The sequence below is a fragment of the Kineococcus sp. R86509 genome, assembly GCF_042466365.1.
Classification (GTDB): Bacteria; Actinomycetota; Actinomycetes; order Actinomycetales; family Kineococcaceae; genus Kineococcus.
Window position 1 is genome coordinate 1,438,527 of sequence record NZ_JAXHCE010000001.1, and the last position, 25,761, is coordinate 1,464,287.

Below are 25,761 nucleotides of genomic sequence, written 5' to 3' on the forward strand. Positions count from 1 at the left end.
GACGCCGCCGCGCCCCCGTGCGCGTGACGTCCCGGTGGCGCGCACGCACGCGCACGGTGACCCTGAGGTCATCGATCCGCGCAGCAGAGCCGACGAAGACCCCGACGGCCGCCCTGCGGACGTCCCGCAGCCGCCCGTCGCGGCGCCGCTCGACCTGCCGTCCTCGCGCGACGTGGAGGACGCCCCGCTGCTGTCCCGGATGGCCTCCCTCCCGATCGGGGACCCCGAGCGGGTCCGCCTGCGCGACGACCTCACCCGCCGCCACCTCCCCCTGGCCGAGCACCTCGCCGCGCGGTTCCTCGGCCGCGGCGAACCGCAGGACGACCTCGTCCAGGTCGCCACCATCGGGCTCCTGAAGGCCCTCGACCGCTTCGACCCGACCCGCGGCGTCCCCTTCGGCGCCTACGCCGTGCCGACCATGCTCGGCGAGATCAAGCGTCACTTCCGCGACCGCGGGTGGGCGATGCGCGTCCCCCGCCGCATCCAGGAGGCCGGACGGGCGCTCGGCGACGCGCGCGAGGCGCTCACCCACGAACTCGGTCGGGCACCGACCATCGCCGAACTGGCCGAACGCACCGGCTACGACGCCGAGGACGTCGTCGACGTCCTGGAGTCCGCGAACGCCTACTCGACGTTGCCCCTGGACACCGGCTCCCCGACGTCCCCGGTCGCCTCCCTCGGTGCCGACGACGACGCCTTGCAGAACGTCGAGAACCGCGAGGCGCTGCGCCCGCTGCTGGCCGGTCTGGCGGCACGGGAACGCCGGATCCTGGCGCTGCGCTTCGTGCGCGGGATGTCGCAGTCGCAGATCGCGGCCGAAATCGGCATCTCCCAGATGCACGTGTCGCGGTTGCTGACCCGGACCCTCGCCGAGCTGCGCGAGGGCCTCGGTGACGAGACGGACTGACCCGGCTGCGTGCGGGTCAGCGCGAGACCTGCGCGGAGACCGACGGTACGAACAGCCCGACGAGCACGACGACGGCTGGCACGACCAGGACGACCCCCACCCACGGTGATCCCCCGCTGAACGCGGGGATGCCCGCGGCCAGTTCGAGCAGCTGCCACACCACGACCGGGGAACGCGCCCAGGTCGCGCGGTGCAGGAGGCCCCACCCGCAGAAGCCGACGCCCACCGCGAAGATCAGCGCCATCACGACCATCGCGATCGCCGCGATCGGCGCGGCGGCGTCCTCGACGAGCAGTCCGTGCAGCAGGTAGACCGCGGCCCCCACGAGGATCAGCGCCTCGACGATCACGAGGGCCGCGACGAGCGTCAGCAGGGGTGAACGGCGCGGGGTGAGCGCAGGGTGGGAGGGCGAACCGGGGGGCACGAGGAGAACGCTACGGCGTGCCCCTGAGCACCGTCCCCCCTCGGGGGGCCACCACTACGGCGTGTCGCGCTGCCTCGTGCGGGGATCGGGGATTACCGGGAGGGGTCATCCGTGTTACGTCCATGTGACGAAGCCGACACGCTTCCTCCACGAACGGCCCGGCTGTACCTCTTGTGGGAAGCGCCGCGGGATGTGACATTAGATCCCAACGCGATCCCCGACACACGTCGCACCTGGTCCACACCGACCAGTGCGGCTGCGTCCCGGCACCGCCGGCGCTGCCGGTGCTCAGGGATCACGCGTGTCCAACTCGTCACCACGACACGGGCCCGCGCGTACTGAGACCGCAACCGCTGAGAAGGAGTGGAATCCCCATGGACTGGCGCCACCGCGCTGCCTGCCTCGACGAAGACCCCGAACTGTTCTTCCCCATCGGGAACACGGGTCCGGCGATCCTCCAGATCGAAGAGGCCAAAGCTGTCTGCCGTCGTTGCGACGTCGTCGACTCCTGCCTGAAGTGGGCGCTGGAGACCGGCCAGGACGCCGGCGTCTGGGGCGGCATGAGCGAGGACGAACGCCGCGCGCTCAAGCGCCGCGCCGCCCGCGCCCGCCGCGCGAGCTGACCTCAGCTCCACCACCCACCTCGAGCAGCCCCGGGATCCACGAGGTCCCGGGGCTGTTCGACGTCCGGTCAGCGATGTCCGGTCAGCGATGTCCGGTCAGTTGCGGACGGAGCCGATCTGGCTGGCGTCGCGACGCACCCGCAGATCCAGGCGGACCTCGGTCCCGCCGGTGTCGCTCGACCCGAACTCCATGCGCCCCCTCAGTTCGCCGGCCACCAGCGACCGCACGATCTGGGTCCCCAGACCCGAACTGCCGGCCTGGAAGTCCTCGGGCAGCCCGATCCCGTCGTCGCTGACGACGACCGCGAGGCGGTCGTCGTCGGTGTGCTCGACCCGCACCACGACCGTCCCGGCCCGGTCTGAGCCGAACCCGTGCTCGACGGCGTTGGTGACGAGTTCGGTGAGGACGAGGGCCAGCGCCGTGGCGTCCTCCTGCCGCAACTCCCCGAACTTCCCCTCCCGGACGGTGCGGACGCGCTCGGCGTTCTCCATCGCGACCTCGGCGGCCATCATCAGGCAGCGGTCGAGGACCTGGTCGAAGTCGACGTTCTCGTCGATCCCCTGCGACAACGTCTCGTGCACGGTCGCGATCGTCGAGACGCGACGCATCGCCTCCTGCAGCGCCGAACGCCCCTCCTCGGAGACGATCCGGCGGGCCTGCAGACGCAGCAGGGCGGCCACCGTCTGCAGGTTGTTCTTCACCCGGTGGTGGACCTCGCGGATGGTGGCGTCCTTCGTCATGAGTTCACGCTCACGACGACGGAGTTCGGACACGTCGCGCACCAGCAGCAGCGCCGCCATCCGGGTCGCCGTACCGTTCTCCTTGCGGGTCAACGGGATGGCCCGCATCGACAAGGTCGCGGCATCGGTCTCGAGATCGGTGCGCCAGGGCGCTCGACCGGTCACGACCAGCGGCAGCGACTCGTCGACGGGCAGGTGGCTCGCCGCCAGCGAACTCGAGATCTCGGCGAGGTTGGCCCCGACGAGTTCCCCGATGAGGCCCGCCCGGTGAAAGGCGGAGAGGGCGTTCGGGCTGGCGTAGGTCACGACGCCCTCGGAGTCGAGGCGCAACATCCCGTCCCCCACCCGGGGAGCGCCGCGCCGGGGCCCGGTCGGCGCCGCCGTCTGCGGGAAGTCACCCGCGGCGATCATCCGCGTGAGGTCGTCGGCGCACTTGACGTAGTTGAGTTCCAGCCGGCTCGGGGTCCGCGAGGTCGCCAGGTTGGTGTGGCGGGCCAGCACCCCGAGGACGACCCCCTCGCGGACGACGGGGATCGTCTCCTCGCGCACGGGGACGTCGTCATCCCACTCCGGGTCCCGGCCGCGCAGGCTGCGCGCCTCGTCGAACGTCGTGTCGACCTGCGGGCGGCGACCCCGCTCCAGGACCGCGCCCACGACGTCGTCGTAGTGCACGGTCGGTCCCGTCGTGGGCCGGCAGTGCGCCACCGCGACGAAGTGCTGCCGGTCCGCGGAGGGGACCCACAGCACCAGGTCGGCGAAGGACAGGTCCGAGATGAGCTGCCAGTCGCCGACCAGCAGGCGCAACCACTCCGCCTCGGCGCCTTCGACGGCGGTCTCCGAGTGCAGCAGGTCAGACATGGTCGGCACCCTGTGAGCCTACGGCTCGCCCGGCGCGGCGAACCGGTCAGCCCGCACGGAGCACGGTCCGCAGCGTCCGCAGCCCCACGGAGAGCGCCGCGAGGTCCCCGGCACCCGGCTCCCCCTCGAGGTCCCCCATCGTCTGCCGGGCCCGTCGCACCGCCGGCGCGTGCGCGGTCTCCCACGCCTCGACGGCCGCGGCCGGGTCGAGTTCGTCCTCCGCACCGGCGTGGGCGACGACGGCGGCCGTGAGGTCGCGCAGGGCGGAGTAGAGGTCGTCGCGCAGCGCGGCCCGCGCGAGCGACTGCCAGCGGTCCGCCCGCGGCAGGGCCGCGATCCCGTCGAGCATCGCTTCGATGCCGTAGCGGTGCGAGAGCTCGTACCAGGTGGCGGCGATCTCCTCGACGGCCCGCCCGGACGCCTCGGCGACCTCCACGACGTCCAGCAACGGGTACGTCGCCAGCAGCGACGCCGTGCGGCGGGCCTCGCCCTCCTCGATCCCGCGCTCGGTGAACCAGGCGGTCTCGGCGTCGGTCGCCTCGGCGTCCACGCCGCGCATGAACGTGGCGATCTGCGGCGTGAGCCGCGCCACCGCCGGACCGAACCGCGCGATCTCGGCCGGCACGTCGATCCCCTCCGGCCGGGCGTGCAGCAGCCACCGCACCGAACGGTCCAGCAACCGCTGGTGCTCCTGGCGCATCCGCGACTGCACGTGGGCCTCGACGGTGCCGTCCAGGGCCTCGACCGCGGCAGCGCGCTCGAGCAGCCCGAACACCAGGGTCGCGACGACGAACGCCCGCACGACGTCGGCCGGGTCGCAGCCCGTCTCCTCAGCCGCCCGGAAGGCGAACGTCAACCCGCCGGTGCCGACGACGTGGTTCACCAGCACCGTCGTCGCGATCTCCCGCCGCAGCGGGTGGTCGGCCAGGTGGTCGCCGAAACGTTCCCGCAGCTCGGCCGGGAAGTACCCCTTGAGGGTCTCCGCCACCCAGGGCTCGTCGGGCAGAGCACTGGCCAGCACGTCGCGACCGAGACTGATCTTGGCGTGCGCGACGAGGACGGAGAGTTCGGGCATGGTGAGCCCGGCACCGTCGCGGGCGCGCCGGTCCAGTTCCGTCGGCGACGGCAGCGCCTCCAGCCGCCGGTCGATGTCCCCGTTGCGCTGCAGCGTGTCGAGGAACCGTCGGTGCGCCGGGAGCAGCCCGGCCGCGAAGGTCCCCTCGACGCTCAGGACGACGTTCTGGTCGTAGTTGTCGCGCAGCACGAGACGGCCGACCTCGTCGGTCATCCGCAGCAGGGTGTCGTTGCGGTCACCCGGCTCGAGTTCCCCCTGCGTGACGAGGTGGTCGAGGAGGATCTTGATGTTGACCTCGTGGTCGCTGCAGTCGACGCCGGCGGAGTTGTCGATGGCGTCGGTGTTGAGCTTGACGCCCGCTCCCCCGCGGCCCTGCAGGGCGGCCTCGATGCGACCGCGCTGGGTCAGCCCGAGGTTCCCGCCCTCGCCGACGACCCTGGCCCGCAGGTCGCGGCCGTCGATGCGGATGGCGTCGTTCGCCTTGTCGCCCACGTCCGGGTGCGACTCCGTCGACGCCTTGACGTAGGTGCCGATCCCGCCGTTCCAGAACAGGTCCACCGGGGCCGCGAGCACCGCCTTGAGCAGTTCGACCGGGGACATCGAGTGCGTTCCGGGTTCCAGGCCGAGGGCCTGCGCGACCTGCGGGCTGACCGGGACCGACTTGGCCGTCCGCGGGTACACCCCACCACCGGCCGAGATCAGCGAGGTGTCGTAGTCGGCCCACGACGAGCGCGGCAACGCGAACAACCGGGCCCGCTCGGCGTGCGCGGCAACGGGTTCGGGATCGGGGTCGAGGAACACGTGGCGGTGGTCGAACGCGGCGACCAGCCGGATCCGGTCCGAGAGCAGCATCCCGTTGCCGAAGACGTCGCCGCTCATGTCGCCGACGCCGACGACGCTGAACTCCTGGGTCTGGGTGTCGTGCCCGAGTTCGCGGAAGTGGCGGCGGACGCTCTCCCACGCGCCGCGGGCCGTGATGCCCATGGCCTTGTGGTCGTAGCCCACCGACCCGCCCGAGGCGAACGCGTCCCCGAGCCAGAACCCCCGGGAGACCGCGATCTCGTTGGCGATGTCGGAGAACGTGGCCGTCCCCTTGTCGGCCGCCACCACCAGGTAGGAGTCGTCGCCGTCGTAGCGCACGACGTCCACGGGGGGAACCGTCGTGCGTCGGCCCTCGACGATCCGCAGGTCGTCGGTGATGTCCAGCAACCCCGAGATGAACGTCCTGTACGACGCGATCCCCTCGGCCCACCAGGCGTCGCGGTCCACCGACGGGTCGGGGAGCTGCTTGGCGACGAAACCGCCCTTGGCCCCGGTGGGGACGATGACGGCGTTCTTCACGATCTGCGCCTTGACCAGCCCGAGCACCTCGGTGCGGAAGTCCTCGCGGCGGTCCGACCAGCGCAACCCGCCTCGGGCGACCTCGCCGAAACGCAGGTGGACGCCCTCGACGCGCGGGGAGTAGACCCAGACCTCGGCGTGCGGGGCGGGTTCCGGCATCCCGGCGACGAGGCGCGGGAACAACTTGAACGACAGGTGGTCGTGGGCCTGCCCGTCCGGTGCGTGCTGGTAGGCGTTGGTCCGCACGATCGCCTGCACGACGGAGAGCAGGGCGCGCAGGATGCGGTCGGCGTCCAGGCCGTCGACCTCGTCGAGAGCGCCGTGGGTCTCCTCCACCAGAGCGTCGACGAGCTCGGCGCGTTCGTCCTCGTGACCGTGCCGGGTCGGCGCGAACCGCGCCTCGAACAACCGCACGATGAGCCGGGTCAGTCCGACGTTGGCCAGCAGGCAGTTGGCCACGTAGTCGAGCGAGTAGGCCAGACCGACCTGGCGCAGGTAGCGCACCAGCGCCCGCAGGATCGAGACCTGGCGCCAGTCCAGCTGCCCCGCCAGGACGAGGCGGGCCAGGGCGTCGCTCTCGGCCTTCCCCGTCCAGGCCGCGGCGAAGGCGTCGCAGAAGCGCTTCCTGGCGGCGGCCGGGTCGGCGTCGAGCTGCCAGACGTCGACGGGCAGGCGCAGCCCGACGTCGTCGATGTGGACGGTGCGCTCGTCGTCGCGGTGCACGACGTGCGGCCGCTCGTCGGTCACCTCGACCCCGAGGTCGGTCAGGACGGGCAGGACCGCGCTCAACGTGACGGGAACGGTCCGGTAGCTGGTGAAGCGCCAGGTGCGGGGCTGTTCGGGATCGTCGCGCAGGTCGAGGACGGGCACCTCACCGCCGGCGTCGAGGAGTTCACCGGCCCGGGCGAGGTCGCGCACCGCACGTTCGGCGTCGACCGCGGCCCGGTAACCGTTGGGGATGCCCGCCACCCAGCGACGCACCAGCGCCGCCGAGGCGCGGTCCCCGAGCTGGACGCGGGCGGCGTCGGCGAGGTCGTCGTCCCAGGACCGGGCGGCGCGGGCGACATCGGTCTCCAGGCGGGACACGTCGACGTCGCTGAGTTCCTCGCCCGGCCGGGCCCGCACGACGATGTGCAGCCGAGCCAGCACCGACTCCGAGACGCGCAACGTCGACTCGACGGAACCGCCGTCGAACGCCTCCTTGAGGGAGGCCTCGATGCGGGCCCCGACCCGGGTCGTGTAGCGGTCGCGGGGCAGGTAGACCAGGCAGGACATGAACCGGCGGTAGTCGTCGCGGCGCAGGAACAGGCGCGTGCGGCGACGTTCCTGCAACCGCAGCACGGCGAGGGCCGTGCGCAGGATGGAGTCGACGTCGGACTGCAGGAGCTCGTCGCGGGGGAACGTCTCGAGGATGCTCAGCAGGTCCTTGGCGGAGTGCCCGCTGGACCCGAAACCGGCGCGCTGCAGCACGTCGGTGACCTTCTCGGCCACGACGGGGACGCGCTTCACCGAGTCGGTGTAGGCGACGGACGTGAAGAGCCCGAGGAAGCGTCGCTCCCCCGTCACCCGTCCCTGGTCGTCGAAGGTCTTGATCCCGACGTAGTCCAGGAACGCGGGTCGGTGCACCGTCGCCTTGGCGTTGGCCTTGGTGACGACGAGCACCTGGGCCTCGGTCGCCTTGTCGCGCACCGGACCCGACAGCGTCCGCTCACGCCCGCCGGAACGCCCGGGCCGCTCGGCGAGGACCCCGAGTCCGGTCCCGGGACGGGCGGCGAGGACGACGTCGTCTCCGGACGTCCGCAGGTCGTACTCGCGGTAGCCGAGGAACGTGAAGCGGTCGTCGGCCATCCAGCGGAGGAACCGTTCGGTGACGCGCAGTTCGGCGTCGCTCACCCCACGGGGCGGGTCGATCTGCAACTCGTCGGCGATCTGCAACGCCCTGGCGCGCATGGGCTGCCAGCCGTTGACCGCTGCCCGGACGTCGTCCAGCACGTGGGTCAGCTCGCTCAGCAGCTCCGCGTCGGCCTCGTGGCCGCCGTGCCCGTCGACCTCGATCCGGATCCAGGACTCCGCCGGCTCCGAGGGCGGCGCGGTGTCGAGGTCGTGCAGGTCCATGAGGGTGCCGTCGTCGGAACGCTTCGCGGCGAGGCGCGGGTGCACCATCAGGTGGATCCCCCGTCCCAGCCGCGTCAACGCCGCCGTGAGGCTGTCCACCAGGAACGGCATGTCGTCGGTGACCACCTCGACGGTGGAGCGGCCGGACCCCGCCCCGGACTCGGCACCGTCGACGACGCGCACCAGCGTCGTGCCCGCTGGGCGCCGTTCCCCGCTGCGCACGTGCGAGGCCACCGCGGCCAGCAGTTCGGCCGGTTCGTGGTCGGCGAGGTCGTCCACGGACGTGTGGGCGTAGTAGTCCAGCAGCAACCGTTCGGGCGCGCTGCCGTCGCGCAACGACGTCGGCAGGCCGTCACCCCACGACGTGTCGCGGACGGCGACAGCGGCTCGCACGAGCTCGCGGACGGTGCTGGCGGGGGCCGAGGTGGAGGCGGGCATCACTGCTCCGATTCGCGGGTGGATACGCACCAGCAGCCTAGTGGTGATCTCCGCGATCGTGCGGCGGGCCCGGGTCGCGGACTGCTCGCGGGCCGCGCAATAGAGTGTTCGCGTGCCGATCACCAGCGAGCCGATCACCGGCCCGAGCGCCCCGCCGGCCGAGCGCGCGGCGCTGGCCCGCGAGCTGGCCGCCACCGACGTCGACCTGCACGACCCGACCGCCGCGTCGGCCGTGGAGGAGCTGGTGGCAGCCGTTCACGACCTCCTCTCGCGCCCGTGACCGTCGTCGACCTCGTCGGTCCCAGCCGCGGCGACGTCACCGGGCTCGCCGCCCTCGCCGCCCGGTTGCGGCGGGCGTCCACGGCTCTGACCGCCGCGGACGACGTCGCCGCCGTCCTGGCCGCAGCCCGGACGGTGGACCTCGCCGCGGACCGGCTGCGGGCCCTTCCGTCACCGCCCGGCGCAGATGCCGTCCTCGAGGTCGAGCGGGCCCTGGTCGGCGACCTGGGTGCCCCGCTCGCCGTCCTGACCCGTGAAGGGAACCGCTGAAGGTGTCCACGAACTTCTCCGAACGCTCAGAGTTCACCGCCGCACCCGGCGCCGTGTGGGCCGTCCTCACCGACCCGGCCTTCCTCGTCGCCCGGGCCGAACGCACCGGCGCGCTGACCCACGAGGAATCCGTCACGGACGACGCGGGAACGACCGTCGTCACGACGTCGCGCACCGTGGGCACCGACCGGCTCCCCCAGGCCGCGTCGCGCTTCCTCGGGACCACGGCCGTGGTCGACCAGGTCGAGCGCTGGGCACCGGCCGGCTCTGACGGCTCCCGCCGGGGACAGCTGACTCTGACCGTCCGCTCCGCCCCCGTCGAGCTGACGGCGACCGCCGTCCTCGCTCCCGTCGAGGCCGGCAGCGTCCACGAGCTGACCGGGTCGTTGAGCGTCCGGGTCCCGTTGCTGGGCGGGACGGTGGAGAAAGCAGCACTCCCGGGCCTGCTCGACCTCGTGCGTTCCGAGGTCGAACTGGCCCGGGAGTGGCTGTCCCGCTGAGCCCGTCGGTCGGTCAGGGACCGACCGCGAGCAGCACCGGCAGTTCACCGGCGTCGTACCAGAGCAGGTCGTGACCCTCGCACGCCTCGACGGCGAACTGGGCCTCCTCGTCACCGGCGTCGGCGGCGGGCAGGGCGGCCACCGCCGCTCGGACGTCGGCCTCCGCCTCCGCGTCGTCGACGTGCAGGCTGGCCAGCGCGTCGAGCGTCAGCGCGACCTTCACCGTGACCTGGGAACGCACCGGCGCTGACCACCCGGCGTCGGAGCTCGTCTCGACGTCACCATCGGTGACGTCGAGGGCGAGCACGACCCGTCGCGGTGGCGCGGTGTCGCGCGCCAACAGGCGGACCGACTGCTCCGCCGCGTCCGACATGGCCACGTACTCCAGCTCCTCCTCGAGGTCACGAGGATCGGCGTCAGCGTAGAAGTCGCGCAGGGTGCGGGTGACCGCGTGCACCACGGCGGGGGCCGGGGCGAGGAGCCCTGACTCAGCCACCCGCGCCAGCTCCGACAGGGTCGTCGGCCAGTACACCCGCATGCTGCTCAGTGCTCGCTCTTCACGTCGTCGGACTCGTCGTCGGACTCGGACTCGTCCGACTCGTCGTCGTCCTCGTCGTCGTCCTCGTCGTCGTCCTCGTCGTCGTCCTCGTCGTCGTCCTCGTCGTCGTCCTCGTCGTCGTCCTCGTCAGAGGTCGCGGAGGCCGTGGAGGCTGCCGCCACGTCGTCGTCCTCGAACTCCTCGTCGAAGACGATGCCGTCGAGTTCGTCGAGACGCTCAGAGGCGTCGGTCTCGCCGTCGGTGTCGGCCTCGGCGGCGCGCACGAGCCATTCCCGGGCGTCGGCCTGGCGGCCGACGGAGATGAGCGCATCGGCGTAGGCGTACCAGAGCCGGGCACGCCAGGTGGCGCGGCTGTTGGTGCGCAGCTGCGGCACCTGCAACGAGACGACGGCCGCATCGTGCTGGCCGAGGTCGTGACGAGCGCCGGCGGCGACGATCAACATCTCGACCTTCGCCTCGGTCTCGAGGGCGGCGGCCTCAGGCGAGGTCGCGAGGTCGAGGGCACGCTCGGGGCGGCCGAGGCCGCGTTCGCAGTCGGCCATGAGAGGCAGGTAGCTGTCGTCCCCGGTCATGCGACGCACGGTCCGGAGCTCGGACAGGGCTTCGCGGAAGTGACCGGCCTTGTAGGCGGCGATGGCGGCGGCCTCGCGCACGGCGGCAATGCGCCCACCGCGACGCTGCGCGGCCTGGGCGTGCTGCCACGCCAGCTCGGGATCGACGTCGACGAAGCGACCGCTGGCCACGAGGTGCTTCGCGACGATGTCGGCGTTCTCGGAGGTCAACCCCGAGAGCGAGTGCCGGACGTCGGGCGCGAGTTCCTTGCCGGTGACGTCGTCCGGGAGCCGCGGGCCGGTCGGGCGCTCGGGACGGTCCTCACGCGGACGGTCCGCACCAGCACGCACGGGTCCACGCTCGCTGCGACGGGGACGCTCGTCGCCACGCGTGGGTCGACCACCGCCGGACGATCGGTTCTCCTCGCGGCGGGGACGGTCGTCACGCTGGGGACGGCTGGTACCGGCGCCGGCGGAACGTTGACCGTCGCGCGGGGGTCGCTGGTCACGGTCGCCACGGAACGCAGGCCGGTCGCCGTCACGGCGGGGACGCTCATCGCGCTGGGGACGGCTGGTACCGGCGCCGGCGGAACGTTGACCGTCGCGCGGCGGTCGCTGGTCACGATCACCGCGAGGGGGACGTCCGCTGCGTTCGTCGCTACGGGAGTCGTTGCGCTGCGGGCGGTCCGACCGGAAAGCCGGTCGGCCGCCGTCACGAGGAGGGCGGTCGTCGCGCTGCGGTCGACTGCTGCCGCCGCCGTAGGAACGTTCGCCGTCGCGGGCGGGTCGCTGCTCGCGGTCCCCGCGGAAGGGAGGACGGTCCCCGTCACGACGAGGACGGTCGTCGCGCTGCGGACGACTGGTGCCGCCGCCGTAGGAACGTTCGCCGTCGCGGGCGGGTCGCTGCTCGCGGTCCCCGCGGAAGGGAGGACGGTCCCCGTCACGACGAGGACGGTCATCACGCTGCGGGCGGCTACCCGCGCCGTAAGAGCGCGCACCGTCGCGCTGGGGACGGTCGTCGCGCTGCGGTCGACTGGTACCGCCGCCGTAGGAACGTTCACCGTCGCGAGCGGGTCGCTGCTCGCGGTCACCGCGGAAGGGAGGACGGTCCCCGTCACGACGAGGACGGTCATCACGCTGCGGGCGCGTGCTGCCACCGCCGTAGGAACGTTCACCGTCGCGGTTGGGGCGCTGGTCGCGTTCCCCGCGGAAGGGGGGACGGTCGCCGTCACGCTGGGGACGGCTGGTGCCACCACCGTAGGAACGTTCACCGTTGCGGAAGTCGTTGCGCTGCGGACGATCCGAGCGCGAGGCCCCGTCGCGGACAGGACGTCCGGGCCGCTGGTCATCGCTGGGCGTCGAGCGACGCGGACGGTCACCCCACTCGCGGCGTTCACCTCGTTCTTGGCCCGCCTCACCGGAGGGCGGACCGCTTCGACGAGGACCACCAGCGGCGGGTCGGAACCCACCTCCGCTGCGGGGAGCGCCAGCGCGTGCGCCGCGCTGACCGCCGCCGGCTGGTCGCCGGTCGCCACCGTCGCGACCTCGTGCACCAGATTCAGCCATGCCGATCTCCCACCCACCCGCGTCGAACGCGGAGTCCTCGTCACTGTTCACATTGAGCTCGAACTTCAGAGCGGTCCAGCGTCTCACGTTTCACGTTGAGGCTGGACATGCGTGTGGGGAGCAGCCCCCGAAAAGGACTACTCCCCACACGCTTACCCACTACAAGAGTGAGTGGCCGGCGGTGACCTACTCTCCCACCCAGTCTCCCGAGCAGTACCATCGGCGCAGGTGGGCTTAGCTTCCGGGTTCGGAATGAGACCGGGCGTTTCCCCACCGCTATGACCACCGGACCACAAAGGCCAGGATCAAACCACACCCCCCACCCCCAGCGAACTAGGACGTGAAGCGTGTGTTCGAGTTCTCTCCCGAGAACCACACAATGGACGCGAACACTCAACAGCAGTTGATGTTGTTTCGTTAGGTCTTACTGCACTCGCCATGACCCACCAACCCACCACAACGTGGCGGCAGCTGGTGCGTGGTAGACAAGTGATCGGCTTATTAGTACCGGTCAGCTCCACAGCTCTCTCGTCGCTGCTTCCACACCCGGCCTATCAACCCCGTGATCTACAGGGAGCCTCCCACCCCTTCAACAGGGCACGGAAACCTCATCTCGAAGCAGGCTTCCCGCTTAGATGCCTTCAGCGGTTATCCCTTCCGAACGTAGCCAACCAGCCATGCTCCTGGCGGAACAACTGGCACACCAGAGGTTCGTCCGTCCCGGTCCTCTCGTACTAGGGACAGCCCTTCTCAAGTTTCCAACGCGCGCAGCGGATAGGGACCGAACTGTCTCACGACGTTCTAAACCCAGCTCGCGTACCGCTTTAATGGGCGAACAGCCCAACCCTTGGGACCTACTCCAGCCCCAGGATGCGACGAGCCGACATCGAGGTGCCAAACCATGCCGTCGATATGGACTCTTGGGCAAGATCAGCCTGTTATCCCCGGGGTACCTTTTATCCGTTGAGCGACCGCGATTCCACACTCCACGGCCGGATCACTAGTCCCGACTTTCGTCCCTGCTCGACCTGTCGGTCTCACAGTCAAGCTCCCTTGTGCACTTACACTCAACACCTGATTGCCAACCAGGCTGAGGGAACCTTTGGGCGCCTCCGTTACTCTTTAGGAGGCAACCGCCCCAGTTAAACTACCCATCAGGCACTGTCCCTGATCCGGATCACGGACCGAAGTTAGACATCCAGAACGACCAGAGTGGTATTTCAACGATGACTCCACCATCACTAGCGTGACCGCTTCACAGTCTCCCACCTATCCTACACAAGCCGTCCCGAACACCAATACCAAACTATAGTGAAGGTCCCGGGGTCTTTCCGTCCTGCTGCGCGTAACGAGCATCTTTACTCGTAGTGCAATTTCGCCGAGTTCGCGGTTGAGACAGCGGGGAAGTCGTTACGCCATTCGTGCAGGTCGGAACTTACCCGACAAGGAATTTCGCTACCTTAGGATGGTTATAGTTACCACCGCCGTTTACTGGCGCTTAAGTTCTCAGCGTCCCCACTTGCGTGGGTAACCGGTCCCCTTAACGTTCCAGCACCGGGCAGGCGTCAGTCCGTATACATCGTCTTGCGACTTCGCACGGACCTGTGTTTTTAGTAAACAGTCGCTTCCCCCTGGTCTCTGCGGCCCTCAAACGCTAGCCCGCAAGGAGCTTCACGTCTCAGGCCCCCCTTCTCCCGAAGTTACGGGGGCATTTTGCCGAGTTCCTTAACCACGATTCACTCGAACGCCTCGGTATTCTCTACCTGACCACCTGAGTCGGTTTAGGGTACGGGCGGCTCGAACCTCGCGCCGAGGCTTTTCTAGGCAGCATGGGATCACCCTACTTCCCCCCGAAAGGGTCACCATCAGGTCTCAGACACGACATTGAAGTCAGAAGTGCGGATTTACCAACACCTCGCCCTACACCCTTGGACGTGGACAACCATCGCCACGCGGAAGCTACCCTCCTGCGTCACCCCTGTTAATACGCTTGACTACTACCGGATCGGATCACACGCTCCACCAACCACCACCCGAAGGCGCCGGCGGCTTAGGGTGCTTAGCATCCCCGGCCTCACCATGGACGGTTCTACGCCGGTACGGGAATATCAACCCGTTGTCCATCGACTACGCCTGTCGGCCTCGCCTTAGGTCCCGACTTACCCAGGGCGGATGAACCTAGCCCTGGAACCCTTGGTCAATCGGCGGACGGGTTTCTCACCCGTCATTCGCTACTCATGCCTGCATTCTCACTCGCGTGCAGTCCACAACCCATCACCAGGCTGCTTCACCCCACACACGACGCTCCCCTACCCATCCACACACCTGCCCACCAACACCCAACCCCCACCCACAACCCGAAGGCCACAGACAAGAATCACTGCTGGAGAGAGATTAATATGTGAATGCCACAGCTTCGGCGGTGTACTTGAGCCCCGCTACATTGTCGGCGCGGAATCACTTGACCAGTGAGCTATTACGCACTCTTTCAAGGGTGGCTGCTTCTAAGCCAACCTCCTGGTTGTCTGCGCAACTCCACATCCTTTCCCACTTAGCACACGCTTAGGGGCCTTAGCTGATGATCTGGGCTGTTTCCCTCTCGACTACGAAGCTTATCCCCCGCAGTCTCACTGCCACGCTCTCACTTACCGGCATTCGGAGTTTGGCTGACGTCAGTAACCCGGTGGGGCCCATTAGCCATCCAGTAGCTCTACCTCCGGCAAGAAACACGTGACGCTGCACCTAAATGCATTTCGGGGAGAACCAGCTATCACGGAGTTTGATTGGCCTTTCACCCCTACCCACAGCTCATCCCCCAGGTTTTCAACCCTGGTGGGTTCGGTCCTCCACGCGGTCTTACCCGCGCTTCAACCTGGCCATGGGTAGATCACTCCGCTTCGGGTCTAGAGCACGCGACTATAGGACGCCCTATTCGGACTCGCTTTCGCTACGGCTACCCCACACGGGTTAACCTCGCCACGCACCACTAACTCGCAGGCTCATTCTTCAAAAGGCACGCCGTCACAGGTACAAGCCTGCTCCGACGGATTGTAGGCACACGGTTTCAGGTACTATTTCACTCCCCTCCCGGGGTGCTTTTCACCATTCCCTCACGGTACTTGTCCGCTATCGGTCATCAGGAAGTATTTAGGCTTACCAGGTGGTCCTGGCAGATTCACACGAGATTCCACGAGCCCCGTGCTACTCGGGACATGCTCCCAAGGAGGCCGCAATGTTTCGCCTACGGGGGTCTCACCCACTACGCCGGACCATCCCAGGCCCTTCGGCTACACCACGACTTTCTCACTCCCCGACCAGGTGGTAGCCCAGTCCAGAACACTCCCACAACCCCAACCCCGCAACCCCTACCAGGTATCACACGGAACTGGTTTAGCCTCATCCGCTTTCGCTCGCCACTACTCACGGAATCACTATTTGTTTTCTCTTCCTGTGGGTACTGAGATGTTTCACTTCCCCACGTTCCCTCCACACACCCTATACATTCAGGTGCGGGTGACCGCCCATGACGACGGCCGGGTTTCCCCATTCGGACACCCTCGGATCAACATTCGGTTGCCAACTCCCCGAGGCTTATCGCAGGCTCCCACGTCCTTCATCGGCTCCTGATGCCAAGGCATCCACCATGCGCCCTTACACACTTGACCACCACACACCACCCACCACCACCAACCCCACCGACCAGCACCCCCCGAAAGGAACACCACCCGGCAACAGGTCAACAGCAGCAGAGAAGACATGCAGGTCAAGGCAAAACTGCAATAAAAACCCAAACCACAAAGACAGTACGGACCACCACCCACCGAAGTGAGATGACAGCCCGCTCATCAGAGGATTATCACTCGACGAACATCACTACTTGATGCTCGCGTCCACTGTGCAGTTCTCAACAGACAACCCGCACCCACCCCGTAGAGACCGACACCAGACACCCTAGAAAACTCTCGAGCCGATGTGAACGATCAGGGCAGGCCCAGACCAAGACACCAACCACCAGCCATGCCCGAAAGCACGCCAGCCGGCCGGTCCCTCAGGACCCAACAGTGCGCCAGACACTCCCCGACCCCCACCACCGCGTTCCACCCGAGCAAAACTCGAGGTACTGACAGATGATGAGCATCCAGAAGTGCCGTGTTGATGTTCCACCCTTGAGCACCAGCCGCCGAACATACGCCGACGAAACTGGCCCATCCCCACCACACCTCATACCCCACGAAGGAGGCCTGAGACCTGAGATTCAACTCAGTGACGGGGTTGATGCTCCTTAGAAAGGAGGTGATCCAGCCGCACCTTCCGGTACGGCTACCTTGTTACGACTTCGTCCCAATCGCCAGTCCCACCTTCGACAGCTCCCCCCCTTACGGGTTGGGCCACCGGCTTCGGGTGTTACCGACTTTCATGACGTGACGGGCGGTGTGTACAAGGCCCGGGAACGTATTCACCGCAGCGTTGCTGATCTGCGATTACTAGCGACTCCGACTTCACGGGGTCGAGTTGCAGACCCCGATCCGAACTGAGACCAGCTTTTTGGGATTCGCTCCACCTCACGGTATCGCAGCCCTCTGTACTGGCCATTGTAGCATGCGTGAAGCCCAAGACATAAGGGGCATGATGATTTGACGTCATCCCCACCTTCCTCCGAGTTGACCCCGGCAGTCTCCCATGAGTCCCCACCATAACGTGCTGGCAACATGGAACGAGGGTTGCGCTCGTTGCGGGACTTAACCCAACATCTCACGACACGAGCTGACGACAACCATGCACCACCTGTACGCGACCAACTAAATGACACCCCATCTCTGGGATTCCACCGCGCATGTCAAGCCTTGGTAAGGTTCTTCGCGTTGCATCGAATTAATCCGCATGCTCCGCCGCTTGTGCGGGCCCCCGTCAATTCCTTTGAGTTTTAGCCTTGCGGCCGTACTCCCCAGGCGGGGCGCTTAATGCGTTAGCTGCGGCACGGAATCCGTGGAATGGACCCCACACCTAGCGCCCAACGTTTACGGCATGGACTACCAGGGTATCTAATCCTGTTCGCTCCCCATGCTTTCGCTCCTCAGCGTCAGTAACTGCCCAGAGACCCGCCTTCGCCACCGGTGTTCCTCCTGATATCTGCGCATTTCACCGCTACACCAGGAATTCCAGTCTCCCCTACAGCACTCTAGTGTGCCCGTACCCACTGCAAGCTCAGAGTTGAGCCCTGAGTTTTCACAGCAGACGCGACACACCGCCTACGAGCTCTTTACGCCCAATAATTCCGGACAACGCTTGCACCCTACGTATTACCGCGGCTGCTGGCACGTAGTTAGCCGGTGCTTCTTCTGCTCCTACCGTCACTTTCGCTTCTTCGGAGCTGAAAGAGGTTTACAACCCGAAGGCCGTCATCCCTCACGCGGCGTCGCTGCATCAGGCTTTCGCCCATTGTGCAATATTCCCCACTGCTGCCTCCCGTAGGAGTCTGGGCCGTGTCTCAGTCCCAGTGTGGCCGGTCGCCCTCTCAGGCCGGCTACCCGTCGTCGCCTTGGTAGGCCATTACCCCACCAACAAGCTGATAGGCCGCGAGCCCATCCCCAGCCGAAAAACTTTCCACCCACACTCGATGCCGAGGCAGGTCGTATCCGGTATTAGCCACCGTTTCCAGTGGTTGTCCCAGAGCCAGGGGCAGGTTGCTCACGTGTTACTCACCCGTTCGCCACTGATCCACCCCGAAGGGCTTCACCGTTCGACTTGCATGTGTTAAGCACGCCGCCAGCGTTCGTCCTGAGCCAGGATCAAACTCTCCGTCGAAAAACCTACGACCACACCACCACCAAAAGCAGCAGCACAGCCAAGATCTTTAGCACTTCATAGTTGACCCTTGGACTCGAAAACCCCACCCCCCACTGGCGTGAAAGAGGCGGAGATCAATCCCAAAGGAACCCCAAACCATCACCCACCCACGCAGAAAACGCAGCGCAGTGACAGTCGAATTGGGGGTTGATACATATATGGCATCAACATTTTTGGCACACTGTTGAGTTCTCAAGAACCGGACACACGACTGTCAACCGCTTTTCGGCGGCTTCTCGTCTGCGGTAGTTCGTCCAGCTTACCGGACTTTCAGGCCCGGTCGGGACGCTCCAGTTTCATCGGCAGTCGACGGGCACAGTTGAGCGCCTGCAACTGGTGAAACTCTTCGGAGCTGTCCCCCCGCCTCCGGAGACCGGCCGGTTTCCCGTCCGTTCCTCCCCGTCCTGCGGTGTGACAACTACGTTAACTGCGGGCCAGCAGCGGGTCAAATCCTGCCCCCACGAGCGCCTCCGCCGGGTCCGGCGGCAGGTCGACCACCGCCTCCACCTGCATCGCCAGATCGCTGAGCGAGCGGCGCAGGCCACTGCGCGGTGCCACCTCCGCCAGGGCGCGGCCGGCCAGCGACGCAGCGTCCGCCGCGGCATCCTCGTCCAACAGCACCGGGTTCTCCACCCCACCGAAGCGACGGAGCGTGGACGTCGTCCGTCGGGCAGCGGGGCTCCCCACGGCCGAAACCCGTACCCGGTTGAGGACGGGCACCACGAGCGCGTCCGGCGCCACCTCCCGCAGGCGGTCCCAGGTGCGGACGAAGCGCTGCAACCCCACGGGGTCAGCCGCCCCCACGACCAGGACCACGTCGGCGGCCTCGAGCGCCGTGGTCGTGATCGCGTCCCGGCTGCGCCCCTCCCCCGCTCCCTGCACGGGGTCCTCGAGGCCACCGGGGAGGTCCAGCACGCTCCAGTCGTGCGCGGTGGCGCCGACCTCGAGCACCCGGCGGAACGCCGCCGGACGTACCTCGCTCCAACGCAGCGGGTCGGTCGCGCCGGTCAAGACCCCCAGCCCGGTGGCGACGACGGCGGTGTGCCGCTGCAACGCGGCGACGTCCAACCGGCCGTCCGCCGCGGAGCGCACGGCCGCGAGCAGACCGGGCGCCTCGTCGAGGAGACCGAGGGTCTGGCCCACCGCTGCTCCCCGGGTGTCCGCGTCGACCAGGAGCACCTCCTGCCCGGCCAGCGCGAGCTCGAACGCGAGGTTCACGGCGACCGTGGTGCGTCCCGTGGAACCGTGCGGTCCCCAGACCGCGACGGTGCGCCCCGGGACGGCCTGGGCGACCGGTTCGAGCGCAGGCGGAGGACCCGGTTCGTCCACCCGGTCGAGCGACTCGACGGCCATCGCCACGTCCCGCGCGAGGTCGCCGGGAGACCGCCCCTCGAGGGCGAACCGCGTCGCCCCCACCGCGCGCCAGCGTCGTTCGGCCGCCTCCCCCTCGGGTCCTTCCGGCACCAGGACGAGGAGTGCGACCCCCCACCGCCGCAACGCCTCGACGGTCTCGCTGTCGCACCCCGGGAGGTCCGCCCCCACCACCACGGCGCGGGTGAGACCGGCCCCGGCGGCCGCCAGCAGGTCGGCCACGTCCGGGCAACGGCGCACGACGACGAGCTCGCGTCGCAACGGTTCCCAGCCCGCGAGGAGCCTCGCCTCGGCCGGCCCGGGCACCGAGACGACCACCGGCAGCGTCACGAGCGAGCACCTCCGGCACCGGGGACCGGCACCAGGACCAGGTCGTCGTCGTTCGAGACCGCCTGCAGGACAGCGGGCATGGCGGACTCCGGGACGACCACCTGCACGTCGGCCCCCGACCGGGCACCGAGCGCACCCCCGCCGGTGACGACCGCCGACACCTCGGCGGTCTCGACGAGGCGCTCCGGCTCGACCGCGTCCTCGACAGCCCCGGCCCCGGCCGCCCGGACGACCCAGAGGTCGACGAGGGCACCGACCTGGACGCCCTGCGGGACGTTCCCCGCGACGGGCACCGTCACGGGTCGCGACGTGAGGTCTCCGGTGCGTCCCAGGGCGGACAGCGGGAGGAGTTCACCGGCGCGCAGGCCCCGCAGAGCGACCAGCTCGGCGTCGAGCGCGCCGGCGGAGGCCTCGAGGTAGGCCGTCCCCGTCCCCTCGTCGAGGTGCACCTCGACCACGCGCAGGTCGGCGGCGGTCAGCGACTGCCCCGCGCCGACGTCGCGCGCCAGCGCCCACACGCCCACCGTCGCCTGGGCGGCACCGACCACCCGCGCGCCCAGCACGACACTGGCCAGGACGAGGGCCAGGCCGATCAGCAACCGCGGATCGCGCCACGAGGGGGCGCTCACCCGCCGGGCGACCGACACCGGCGGCACGTCACGTCCTCGTACCGCTCGTACCGCTGTCCGCACTGGGGGCCCTCCGTCGTCCGACGCGTGGAGGTCCGGGCACTTCCCGGGCTCCAGGCGCTGTGATCGAGGACCATGGTGAGGCTCCTGAGCGGCGGGGGTCCGCGGTTGTCCACAGGCCACCCGAACGGCCGATGCGCCAGGGTGACGTCGTGCGAGGATGCGGACACCCGCCAGGACCAGCTCCGACGACGCCCACCAGGAGACCCCGTGCCCGCCCGTTTCGTCCCGCTCGCGGATGTCGCCGAGACGCTCGCGATCAGCTCGGCCCAGGCCTACGCCCTGGTCCGCACGGGAGAACTGCGGGCCATCAAGGTCGGCGGGCGTGGGCAGTGGCGCGTCGAGGACTCCGAGCTCGAGGACTACATCCAGCGGATGTACACCCAGACCCGCGAGAGCGTCCTCGCGGGCGAGGACCACACCGACTGACCCGCTCACCGACCCCACCGACCGACCTCCCGGTCAGACCACCTCGGTGATGCTGAGCAACGCCGCGAACGGCACCGTCGTGGTGCGCGCACCGCTGTCCGCACGCTGACCCTCGGCGACGTCGACGAGGTCGTCGAGGTCGACGACGTCGACGTGGTCGGCGCCCACCCGGCCCACCGTGCCCCGGACGTCGACACCACCCGTGCGCACGACGACGTGCACACCGGCTCCGGCCAGCGCGCGGACCGCCAGGAGCAGGGTCCGCCGCGCTGCGACCGCACCCCAGGGCGCCGCACTGCGCCCGGGAACCCCCCGCAGTGCGAGCACGGCCGCGGCCGGCAGCAGGACCTGCCGCGACGCCGCGGCCTCCCGGACCAGGAACCAGTCCGGTCCCACCCCCTCGACCCGCCCGTTCAGCGTGGTGCCGTCGCGCAGCACGAAGGTGACGGCCCCGGTCGCCGCGCGCACACGGGAGGCGAGCGTGACGGTCGCCTCGTCCCGGCGGATCCGGTCGGCGACCTCCTCGTCCCGCTCGAGCCGGTGGGCGTGCTCCGCGCGGGCGGCGAGGTCGTCGAAGAGGTCGTCCCAGCGCACGACACAACGCTACGTCGCGGTGACCACCCGTCGGGTCGCCCGTCACCCGTCTTCACCCACCGTCAGACGCTGCCCTCCGATCGGGCGCATGTCACGGGAGTTCCTGGCCCCGCGCACAGGTGGTCGCTAGACATGGCGCAGCAAACGACACCAAACGACATCCAGAAGGACCTAAGTGGTCCAACCGGGGTCGTGCGATCACGAAGGTGGTTACCGTGCACAAGCTCCGGCACCTGCTGACGTTCGCCGTCGGCGCCGGGCTGGCCGCCGTGCCCGCCCTGGCCGGCGCCGGGCTCCTCGCGCTGGCGGCACCGGCGCTGCGCACCGCGCAGTCGGGCACTGCGACGGTCGCCGACCTGCTCGTCGGTGGGTGCTCCGTCGTGGGCGCCCTCGTCCTGGGGTGGTTGGCGCTCACCGTCCTGGTGGCCGTCGCGGACGAGGTCCGGGCCCGCAGTCACCCGCGACTCGCCGTGCGGCCCTCACCCGGCGTCCCGCGGACCGTCCGCCGGGTCGTCGCCCTCGTCGTGGGCGTGATGCTGGGGTCGGCCGCCCTCTCCGCCGGCGCGGCCGAACGAGGCGCGGCGACCGCGGTCCCCGAGCTCGGCTGGGCCGCTTCCGCGCCCCTGCAGGTCACCTCGGCACCGGCCCTCGACCTCGGCTGGGCCGCCGTCCCGGAGACCGCCCCCGAAACCAGCGCGGCGAGCACTCCCCCGGCGCCCCGGGAGGTCAGCGGCGAGATCGTCGTCCACCGCGGGGACAGCCTGTGGTCGCTGGCCGCGCAACGGTGCGGTCCCGACGCCACCGCCGGCGAGGTGATGGCCGAGCAGCACCGCCTCCACACCGCCAACGTCGACGTCATCGGCGACGACCCCGACCTGCTGCTGCCCGGCCAGGTCCTGCGCCTGCCCTGATCCCGTCCGAGCACCCGTTCGGCCACCCGTTCGACACCGCACCGAGGAGAACCCCGCGTGACCAGCTCCACCGCCGCCCTGCTCGACGACCTCACGCCGGGCACCGGACGAGTGCCCGTGCCCTACGGGCTGCCGCCGTACATCGACGAACGCGAGGACGCCTTCGGTCCCGAGGGGCCCGTCCTCAGCCACCTCAGCCCCGACCAGGGCGTCCTCGAACTCGCGATCGTCGACCCGCGGCTGTTGCCGCCCTCGGAGCTGCCGGAGGTGACGGCGTGGACGCGGCGCTACCTCGTCGTCCTGCTCGAGGTCCTCACCGGTCAGCGACCCACCCAGCAGCTGCTGCGGTGGTCCGCCGCCGACATCTACGCGGGGGTGCAGCGGCGGGCGGCGCTGCAGGCCCGGCTGCGCGCTCGGACCGGACGGACGGTGCGTCCGCAGGTCGGGACGCTGCGGGTGTCGTTCCCCCGCCCGGACGTGGCCGAGGTCGGGGCCGTGCTGAGGGAGTCGGACCGGGTGCGCGCCGCGGCGCTGCGCATCGAGCGCTGCACCGACCGCTCCGGGGAGCGGTGGCGGGTCACCGCGCTGGAACTCGGGTGACCCGCCCCACCTGACCTGCGCTCAGTCGTCCTGGCGGCGCTGGGCCGCGCGGCGCTGGGCCCGGTTGCCGGTCTCGGCGTCCGTCGCCGCGGCGTCGCCGGCGTGGACCTCGACGTCACCTTCGGCCGTCGGGGCCGAGTACTGCAACTGCTGACGCGGCGGGGGCGCGCCGAACCCCGGGGCGGTCGCCGCGGTCCCCGGCTGGGTCGCCGGCTGGACCTGCAGCGAGAAGAGGTAGCCGATCGACTCCTCCTTGATGGCCTCGGTCATCGCCCCGAAGAGCTGGTACCCCTCGCGCTGGTACTCCACGAGCGGGTCGCGCTGGGCCATCGCGCGCAGCCCGATGCCCTCCTGGAGGTAGTCCATCTCGTAGAGGTGCTCACGCCACTTGCGGTCGAGCACCGACAGCACCACACGGCGTTCGAGGTCGCGCACGACGCCCTCGCCCAACTCCACCTCGCGGACGTCGTAGCAGGCCTGCGCGTCGCCACGCATCTCCTCGACGAGCCGCTCGACGGTGAGGTTCCCGCGACCCCCGGCGGCCTCGACGACCTCCGCCGGCGTCACGGAGACCGGGTAGAGGCTGCGCAACGCCTCGAAGAGCTCCTCGAGGTCCCAGTCCTCGCCGAAGCCGCGGGCCGTGGCCTCGGTGACGTAGGCGGTCACGACGTCGTCGAGGAAGTGGCGGATCTGCAGGTGCAGGTCCTCCCCCTCGAGCACCTTGCGGCGTTCGGCGTAGATGACCTCGCGCTGGCGGTTCAGGACGTCGTCGTACTTGAGGACGTTCTTGCGGATCTCGAAGTTGCGGCCCTCGACCTGACCCTGCGCGCTCTGGATCGCGCGGGAGACCATCTTCGACTCGATGGGGACGTCCTCGGGGATGCCCGTGCGGGTCAGGAAGGACTCCACCAGCGCGGCGTTGAACAGGCGCATGAGGTCGTCGGTCAGCGACAGGTAGAACCGGGACTCCCCCGGGTCGCCCTGACGACCGGAACGACCGCGCAGCTGGTTGTCGATGCGACGCGACTCGTGACGCTCGGTCCCCAGCACGTAGAGCCCACCGAGGTCGCGGACCTCGTCGTGCTCGGCCTGCACGGACGCCTTGGCCTGCTCGACGACCTCGGGCCACGCGGCCTCGTAGGCCTCGGGGGCCTCGTCGGGGTCGAGCCCCTTGTCCTTCATCGCGGCGACGGCGAGGAACTCCGCGTTGCCGCCGAGCATGATGTCCGTCCCGCGGCCCGCCATGTTCGTCGCGACCGTCACGGCACCCTTGCGCCCGGCCTGCGCGACGATCGAGGCCTCGCGCTCGTGCTGCTTGGCGTTGAGGACGGTGTGCTCGACGCCGGCCTTGGTGAGCAGGGTCGAGAGGTACTCGCTCTTCTCGACGCTCGTCGTGCCGACGAGGACGGGCTGACCGCTCGCGTGGTGCTCGGCGATGTCCTCGACGACGGCGTTGAACTTGGCCTGCTCGTTCTTGTAGACGAGGTCGGGCTGGTCCATCCGCACCGCGGGGCGGTTCGTCGGGATCGAGACGACGCCGAGCTTGTAGATCTGGTGGAACTCCGCGGCCTCGGTCATGGCCGTACCGGTCATCCCGGAGAGCTTGTCGTACATTCGGAAGAAGTTCTGGAGGGTGATCGTCGCCAGCGTCTGGTTCTCGTTCTGGATCGGCACGCCCTCCTTCGCCTCGATGGCCTGGTGCATGCCCTCGTTGTAGCGGCGACCGGCCAGGATGCGGCCGGTGTGCTCGTCGACGATCAGGACCTCGTTGTTCGGGGAGACGACGTAGTCCTTGTCCCGCTTGAACAGCTCCTTGGCCTTGACCGCGTTGTTCAGGAACCCGATGAGCGGGGTGTTCACGCTCTCGTAGAGGTTCTCGATCCCGAGCAGGTCCTCGACCTTCTCGATGCCGGCCTCGAGGATCCCGATCGTGCGCTTCTTCTCGTCCACCTCGTAGTCGACGTCGACGGTGAGCCGGCGGACGATCTTGGCGAACTCGCCGTACCACTTGGTCGGGGAGTCGGAGGGGCCGGAGATGATCAGCGGCGTGCGGGCCTCGTCGATGAGGATCGAGTCGACCTCGTCGACGACCGCGAAGTTGTGGCCGCGCTGGACCATCTCCTCGGTGTTCCACGCCATGTTGTCGCGCAGGTAGTCGAAGCCGAACTCGTTGTTCGTGCCGTAGGTGACGTCGGCCGCGTAGGCCTCGCGCCGCTCGTCCGGGCGCATCGAGGAGAGGATGCAGGAGCTCGTCATGCCCAGGAAGCGGAAGACGCGTCCCATGAGCTCGCTCTGGTACTCGGCCAGGAAGTCGTTGACCGTGACGACGTGGACGCCCTTGCCGGACAGGGCGTTGAGGTAGGCCGGCAGCGTCGCGACGAGGGTCTTGCCCTCACCGGTGCGCATCTCCGCGATGTTGCCCTGGTGCAGCGCCGCGCCACCCATCAGCTGCACGTCGAAGTGACGCTGGCCCAGCGTCCGGCGCGCGGCCTCGCGCACCACGGCGAAGGCCTCGGGCAGCAGGCTGTCGAGCGTCTCGCCGTCGGCGATGCGCTCCCGGAAGCGGTCGGTCTCGCCCCGCAGCTCCTCGTCGCTCATCGCCTCGAAGTCACCTTCGAGGGCGTTCACCTGCTCCGCGATGCGGTGCAGGCGCTTGACCACGCGGCCCTCACCGGCGCGGAGGACCTTTTCGACGATCGCTGGCACCCCGTCACTCTAGCGGCGCAACGTCACGTGACGGTGC

At 69.1% G+C, this 25,761-nt stretch carries 17 protein-coding genes and 3 rRNA genes; 8 read left to right on the forward strand and 12 right to left on the reverse strand.

Going from position 1 to position 25,761, the window contains the following annotated elements; all coding sequences use genetic code 11:
* Window positions 1-34: 34 nt before the first annotated feature.
* On the forward strand, window positions 35-907 hold the full coding sequence (locus tag SJY07_RS06870; RefSeq protein WP_328294994.1) for a SigB/SigF/SigG family RNA polymerase sigma factor: 873 nt from the start codon (window positions 35-37) through the stop codon (window positions 905-907).
* 16 nt (window positions 908-923) lie between these two features.
* Here SJY07_RS06870 and SJY07_RS06875 read toward each other — a convergent pair whose 3' ends face one another.
* Window positions 924-1,331 carry a hypothetical protein gene (locus SJY07_RS06875; protein ID WP_380157950.1) on the reverse strand — a complete coding sequence of 136 codons (408 nt, stop codon included), beginning with the start codon at window positions 1,329-1,331 and terminating at the stop codon, window positions 924-926.
* A gap of 374 nt (window positions 1,332-1,705) precedes the next feature.
* On the opposite strand from SJY07_RS06875, the gene SJY07_RS06880 reads away from it, so the two are divergent.
* Complete coding sequence (locus SJY07_RS06880) at window positions 1,706-1,954, forward strand: WhiB family transcriptional regulator (protein ID WP_012086460.1); 249 nt, start codon at window positions 1,706-1,708, stop codon at window positions 1,952-1,954.
* 96 nt (window positions 1,955-2,050) lie between these two features.
* Here SJY07_RS06880 and SJY07_RS06885 read toward each other — a convergent pair whose 3' ends face one another.
* Window positions 2,051-3,553, reverse strand: a complete 1,503-nt coding sequence (locus tag SJY07_RS06885) for a histidine kinase N-terminal domain-containing protein (RefSeq protein ID WP_328296268.1) — start codon at window positions 3,551-3,553, stop codon at window positions 2,051-2,053.
* Window positions 3,554-3,599: 46 nt separating this feature from the next.
* On the reverse strand, window positions 3,600-8,522 hold the full coding sequence (locus tag SJY07_RS06890) for an NAD-glutamate dehydrogenase (protein WP_380157953.1): 4,923 nt from the start codon (window positions 8,520-8,522) through the stop codon (window positions 3,600-3,602).
* A gap of 112 nt (window positions 8,523-8,634) precedes the next feature.
* Between SJY07_RS06890 and SJY07_RS06895 the strand changes: the two genes are divergently transcribed.
* The 3 genes from SJY07_RS06895 to SJY07_RS06905 are packed head-to-tail and all read left to right on the forward strand — an operon-like array spanning window position 8,635 to window position 9,571.
* Window positions 8,635-8,802, forward strand: coding sequence for a hypothetical protein (locus tag SJY07_RS06895; RefSeq protein WP_328294991.1), 168 nt, complete (start codon window positions 8,635-8,637; stop codon window positions 8,800-8,802).
* The gene (locus SJY07_RS06900; protein WP_380157955.1) at window positions 8,799-9,071 is read left to right on the forward strand and encodes a hypothetical protein; all 273 of its coding nucleotides are present in this window, start codon (window positions 8,799-8,801) and stop codon (window positions 9,069-9,071) included. Before SJY07_RS06895 ends, SJY07_RS06900 begins: the two co-directional genes overlap by 4 nt.
* Window positions 9,072-9,073: 2 nt before the next feature.
* Complete coding sequence (locus SJY07_RS06905) at window positions 9,074-9,571, forward strand: DUF2505 domain-containing protein (protein WP_380157957.1); 498 nt, start codon at window positions 9,074-9,076, stop codon at window positions 9,569-9,571.
* 13 nt (window positions 9,572-9,584) lie between these two features.
* Here the strand turns inward: SJY07_RS06905 and SJY07_RS06910 are convergent, their stop codons facing one another.
* The 7 genes from SJY07_RS06910 to SJY07_RS06940 form a co-directional block, all read right to left on the reverse strand.
* Window positions 9,585-10,109 (reverse strand): DUF6912 family protein, encoded by a 525-nt coding sequence (locus SJY07_RS06910; protein WP_380157959.1) that lies wholly within the window; start codon window positions 10,107-10,109, stop codon window positions 9,585-9,587.
* 5 nt (window positions 10,110-10,114) lie between these two features.
* A complete protein-coding gene (locus tag SJY07_RS06915; protein WP_380157961.1) occupies window positions 10,115-11,032 on the reverse strand; it encodes a hypothetical protein in 918 nt (305 codons plus the stop codon).
* A gap of 1,388 nt (window positions 11,033-12,420) precedes the next feature.
* Window positions 12,421-12,537: ribosomal RNA gene (gene rrf / locus SJY07_RS06920) — 5S ribosomal RNA — on the reverse strand.
* A 191-nt stretch (window positions 12,538-12,728) separates the two neighbouring features.
* Window positions 12,729-15,912 (reverse strand): 23S ribosomal RNA (locus SJY07_RS06925).
* Window positions 15,913-16,533: 621 nt separating this feature from the next.
* A 16S ribosomal RNA gene (locus SJY07_RS06930) occupies window positions 16,534-18,052 on the reverse strand.
* The 16S, 23S and 5S rRNA genes sit together here, the layout of an rRNA operon.
* A gap of 465 nt (window positions 18,053-18,517) precedes the next feature.
* Window positions 18,518-19,795, reverse strand: coding sequence for a CpaE family protein (locus SJY07_RS06935; RefSeq protein ID WP_380157962.1), 1,278 nt, complete (start codon window positions 19,793-19,795; stop codon window positions 18,518-18,520).
* Complete coding sequence (locus SJY07_RS06940) at window positions 19,792-20,451, reverse strand: hypothetical protein (RefSeq protein WP_380157964.1); 660 nt, start codon at window positions 20,449-20,451, stop codon at window positions 19,792-19,794. Before SJY07_RS06940 ends, SJY07_RS06935 begins: the two co-directional genes overlap by 4 nt.
* Window positions 20,452-20,694: 243 nt before the next feature.
* Between SJY07_RS06940 and SJY07_RS06945 the strand changes: the two genes are divergently transcribed.
* A complete protein-coding gene (locus SJY07_RS06945) occupies window positions 20,695-20,913 on the forward strand; it encodes a helix-turn-helix domain-containing protein (protein ID WP_328294983.1) in 219 nt (72 codons plus the stop codon).
* 33 nt (window positions 20,914-20,946) lie between these two features.
* Here SJY07_RS06945 and SJY07_RS06950 read toward each other — a convergent pair whose 3' ends face one another.
* The gene (locus SJY07_RS06950) at window positions 20,947-21,507 is read right to left on the reverse strand and encodes a hypothetical protein (RefSeq protein WP_328294982.1); all 561 of its coding nucleotides are present in this window, start codon (window positions 21,505-21,507) and stop codon (window positions 20,947-20,949) included.
* Window positions 21,508-21,722: 215 nt separating this feature from the next.
* Here SJY07_RS06950 and SJY07_RS06955 point away from each other — a divergent pair, with 215 nt between their 5' ends.
* Complete coding sequence (locus SJY07_RS06955) at window positions 21,723-22,418, forward strand: LysM peptidoglycan-binding domain-containing protein (RefSeq protein WP_380157967.1); 696 nt, start codon at window positions 21,723-21,725, stop codon at window positions 22,416-22,418.
* 57 nt (window positions 22,419-22,475) lie between these two features.
* On the forward strand, window positions 22,476-23,018 hold the full coding sequence (locus SJY07_RS06960) for an Rv3235 family protein (RefSeq protein ID WP_380157969.1): 543 nt from the start codon (window positions 22,476-22,478) through the stop codon (window positions 23,016-23,018).
* A gap of 21 nt (window positions 23,019-23,039) precedes the next feature.
* Here the strand turns inward: SJY07_RS06960 and secA are convergent, their stop codons facing one another.
* A complete protein-coding gene (gene secA / locus SJY07_RS06965) occupies window positions 23,040-25,724 on the reverse strand; it encodes a preprotein translocase subunit SecA (RefSeq protein ID WP_328294979.1) in 2,685 nt (894 codons plus the stop codon).
* Window positions 25,725-25,761 lie beyond the last annotated feature (37 nt).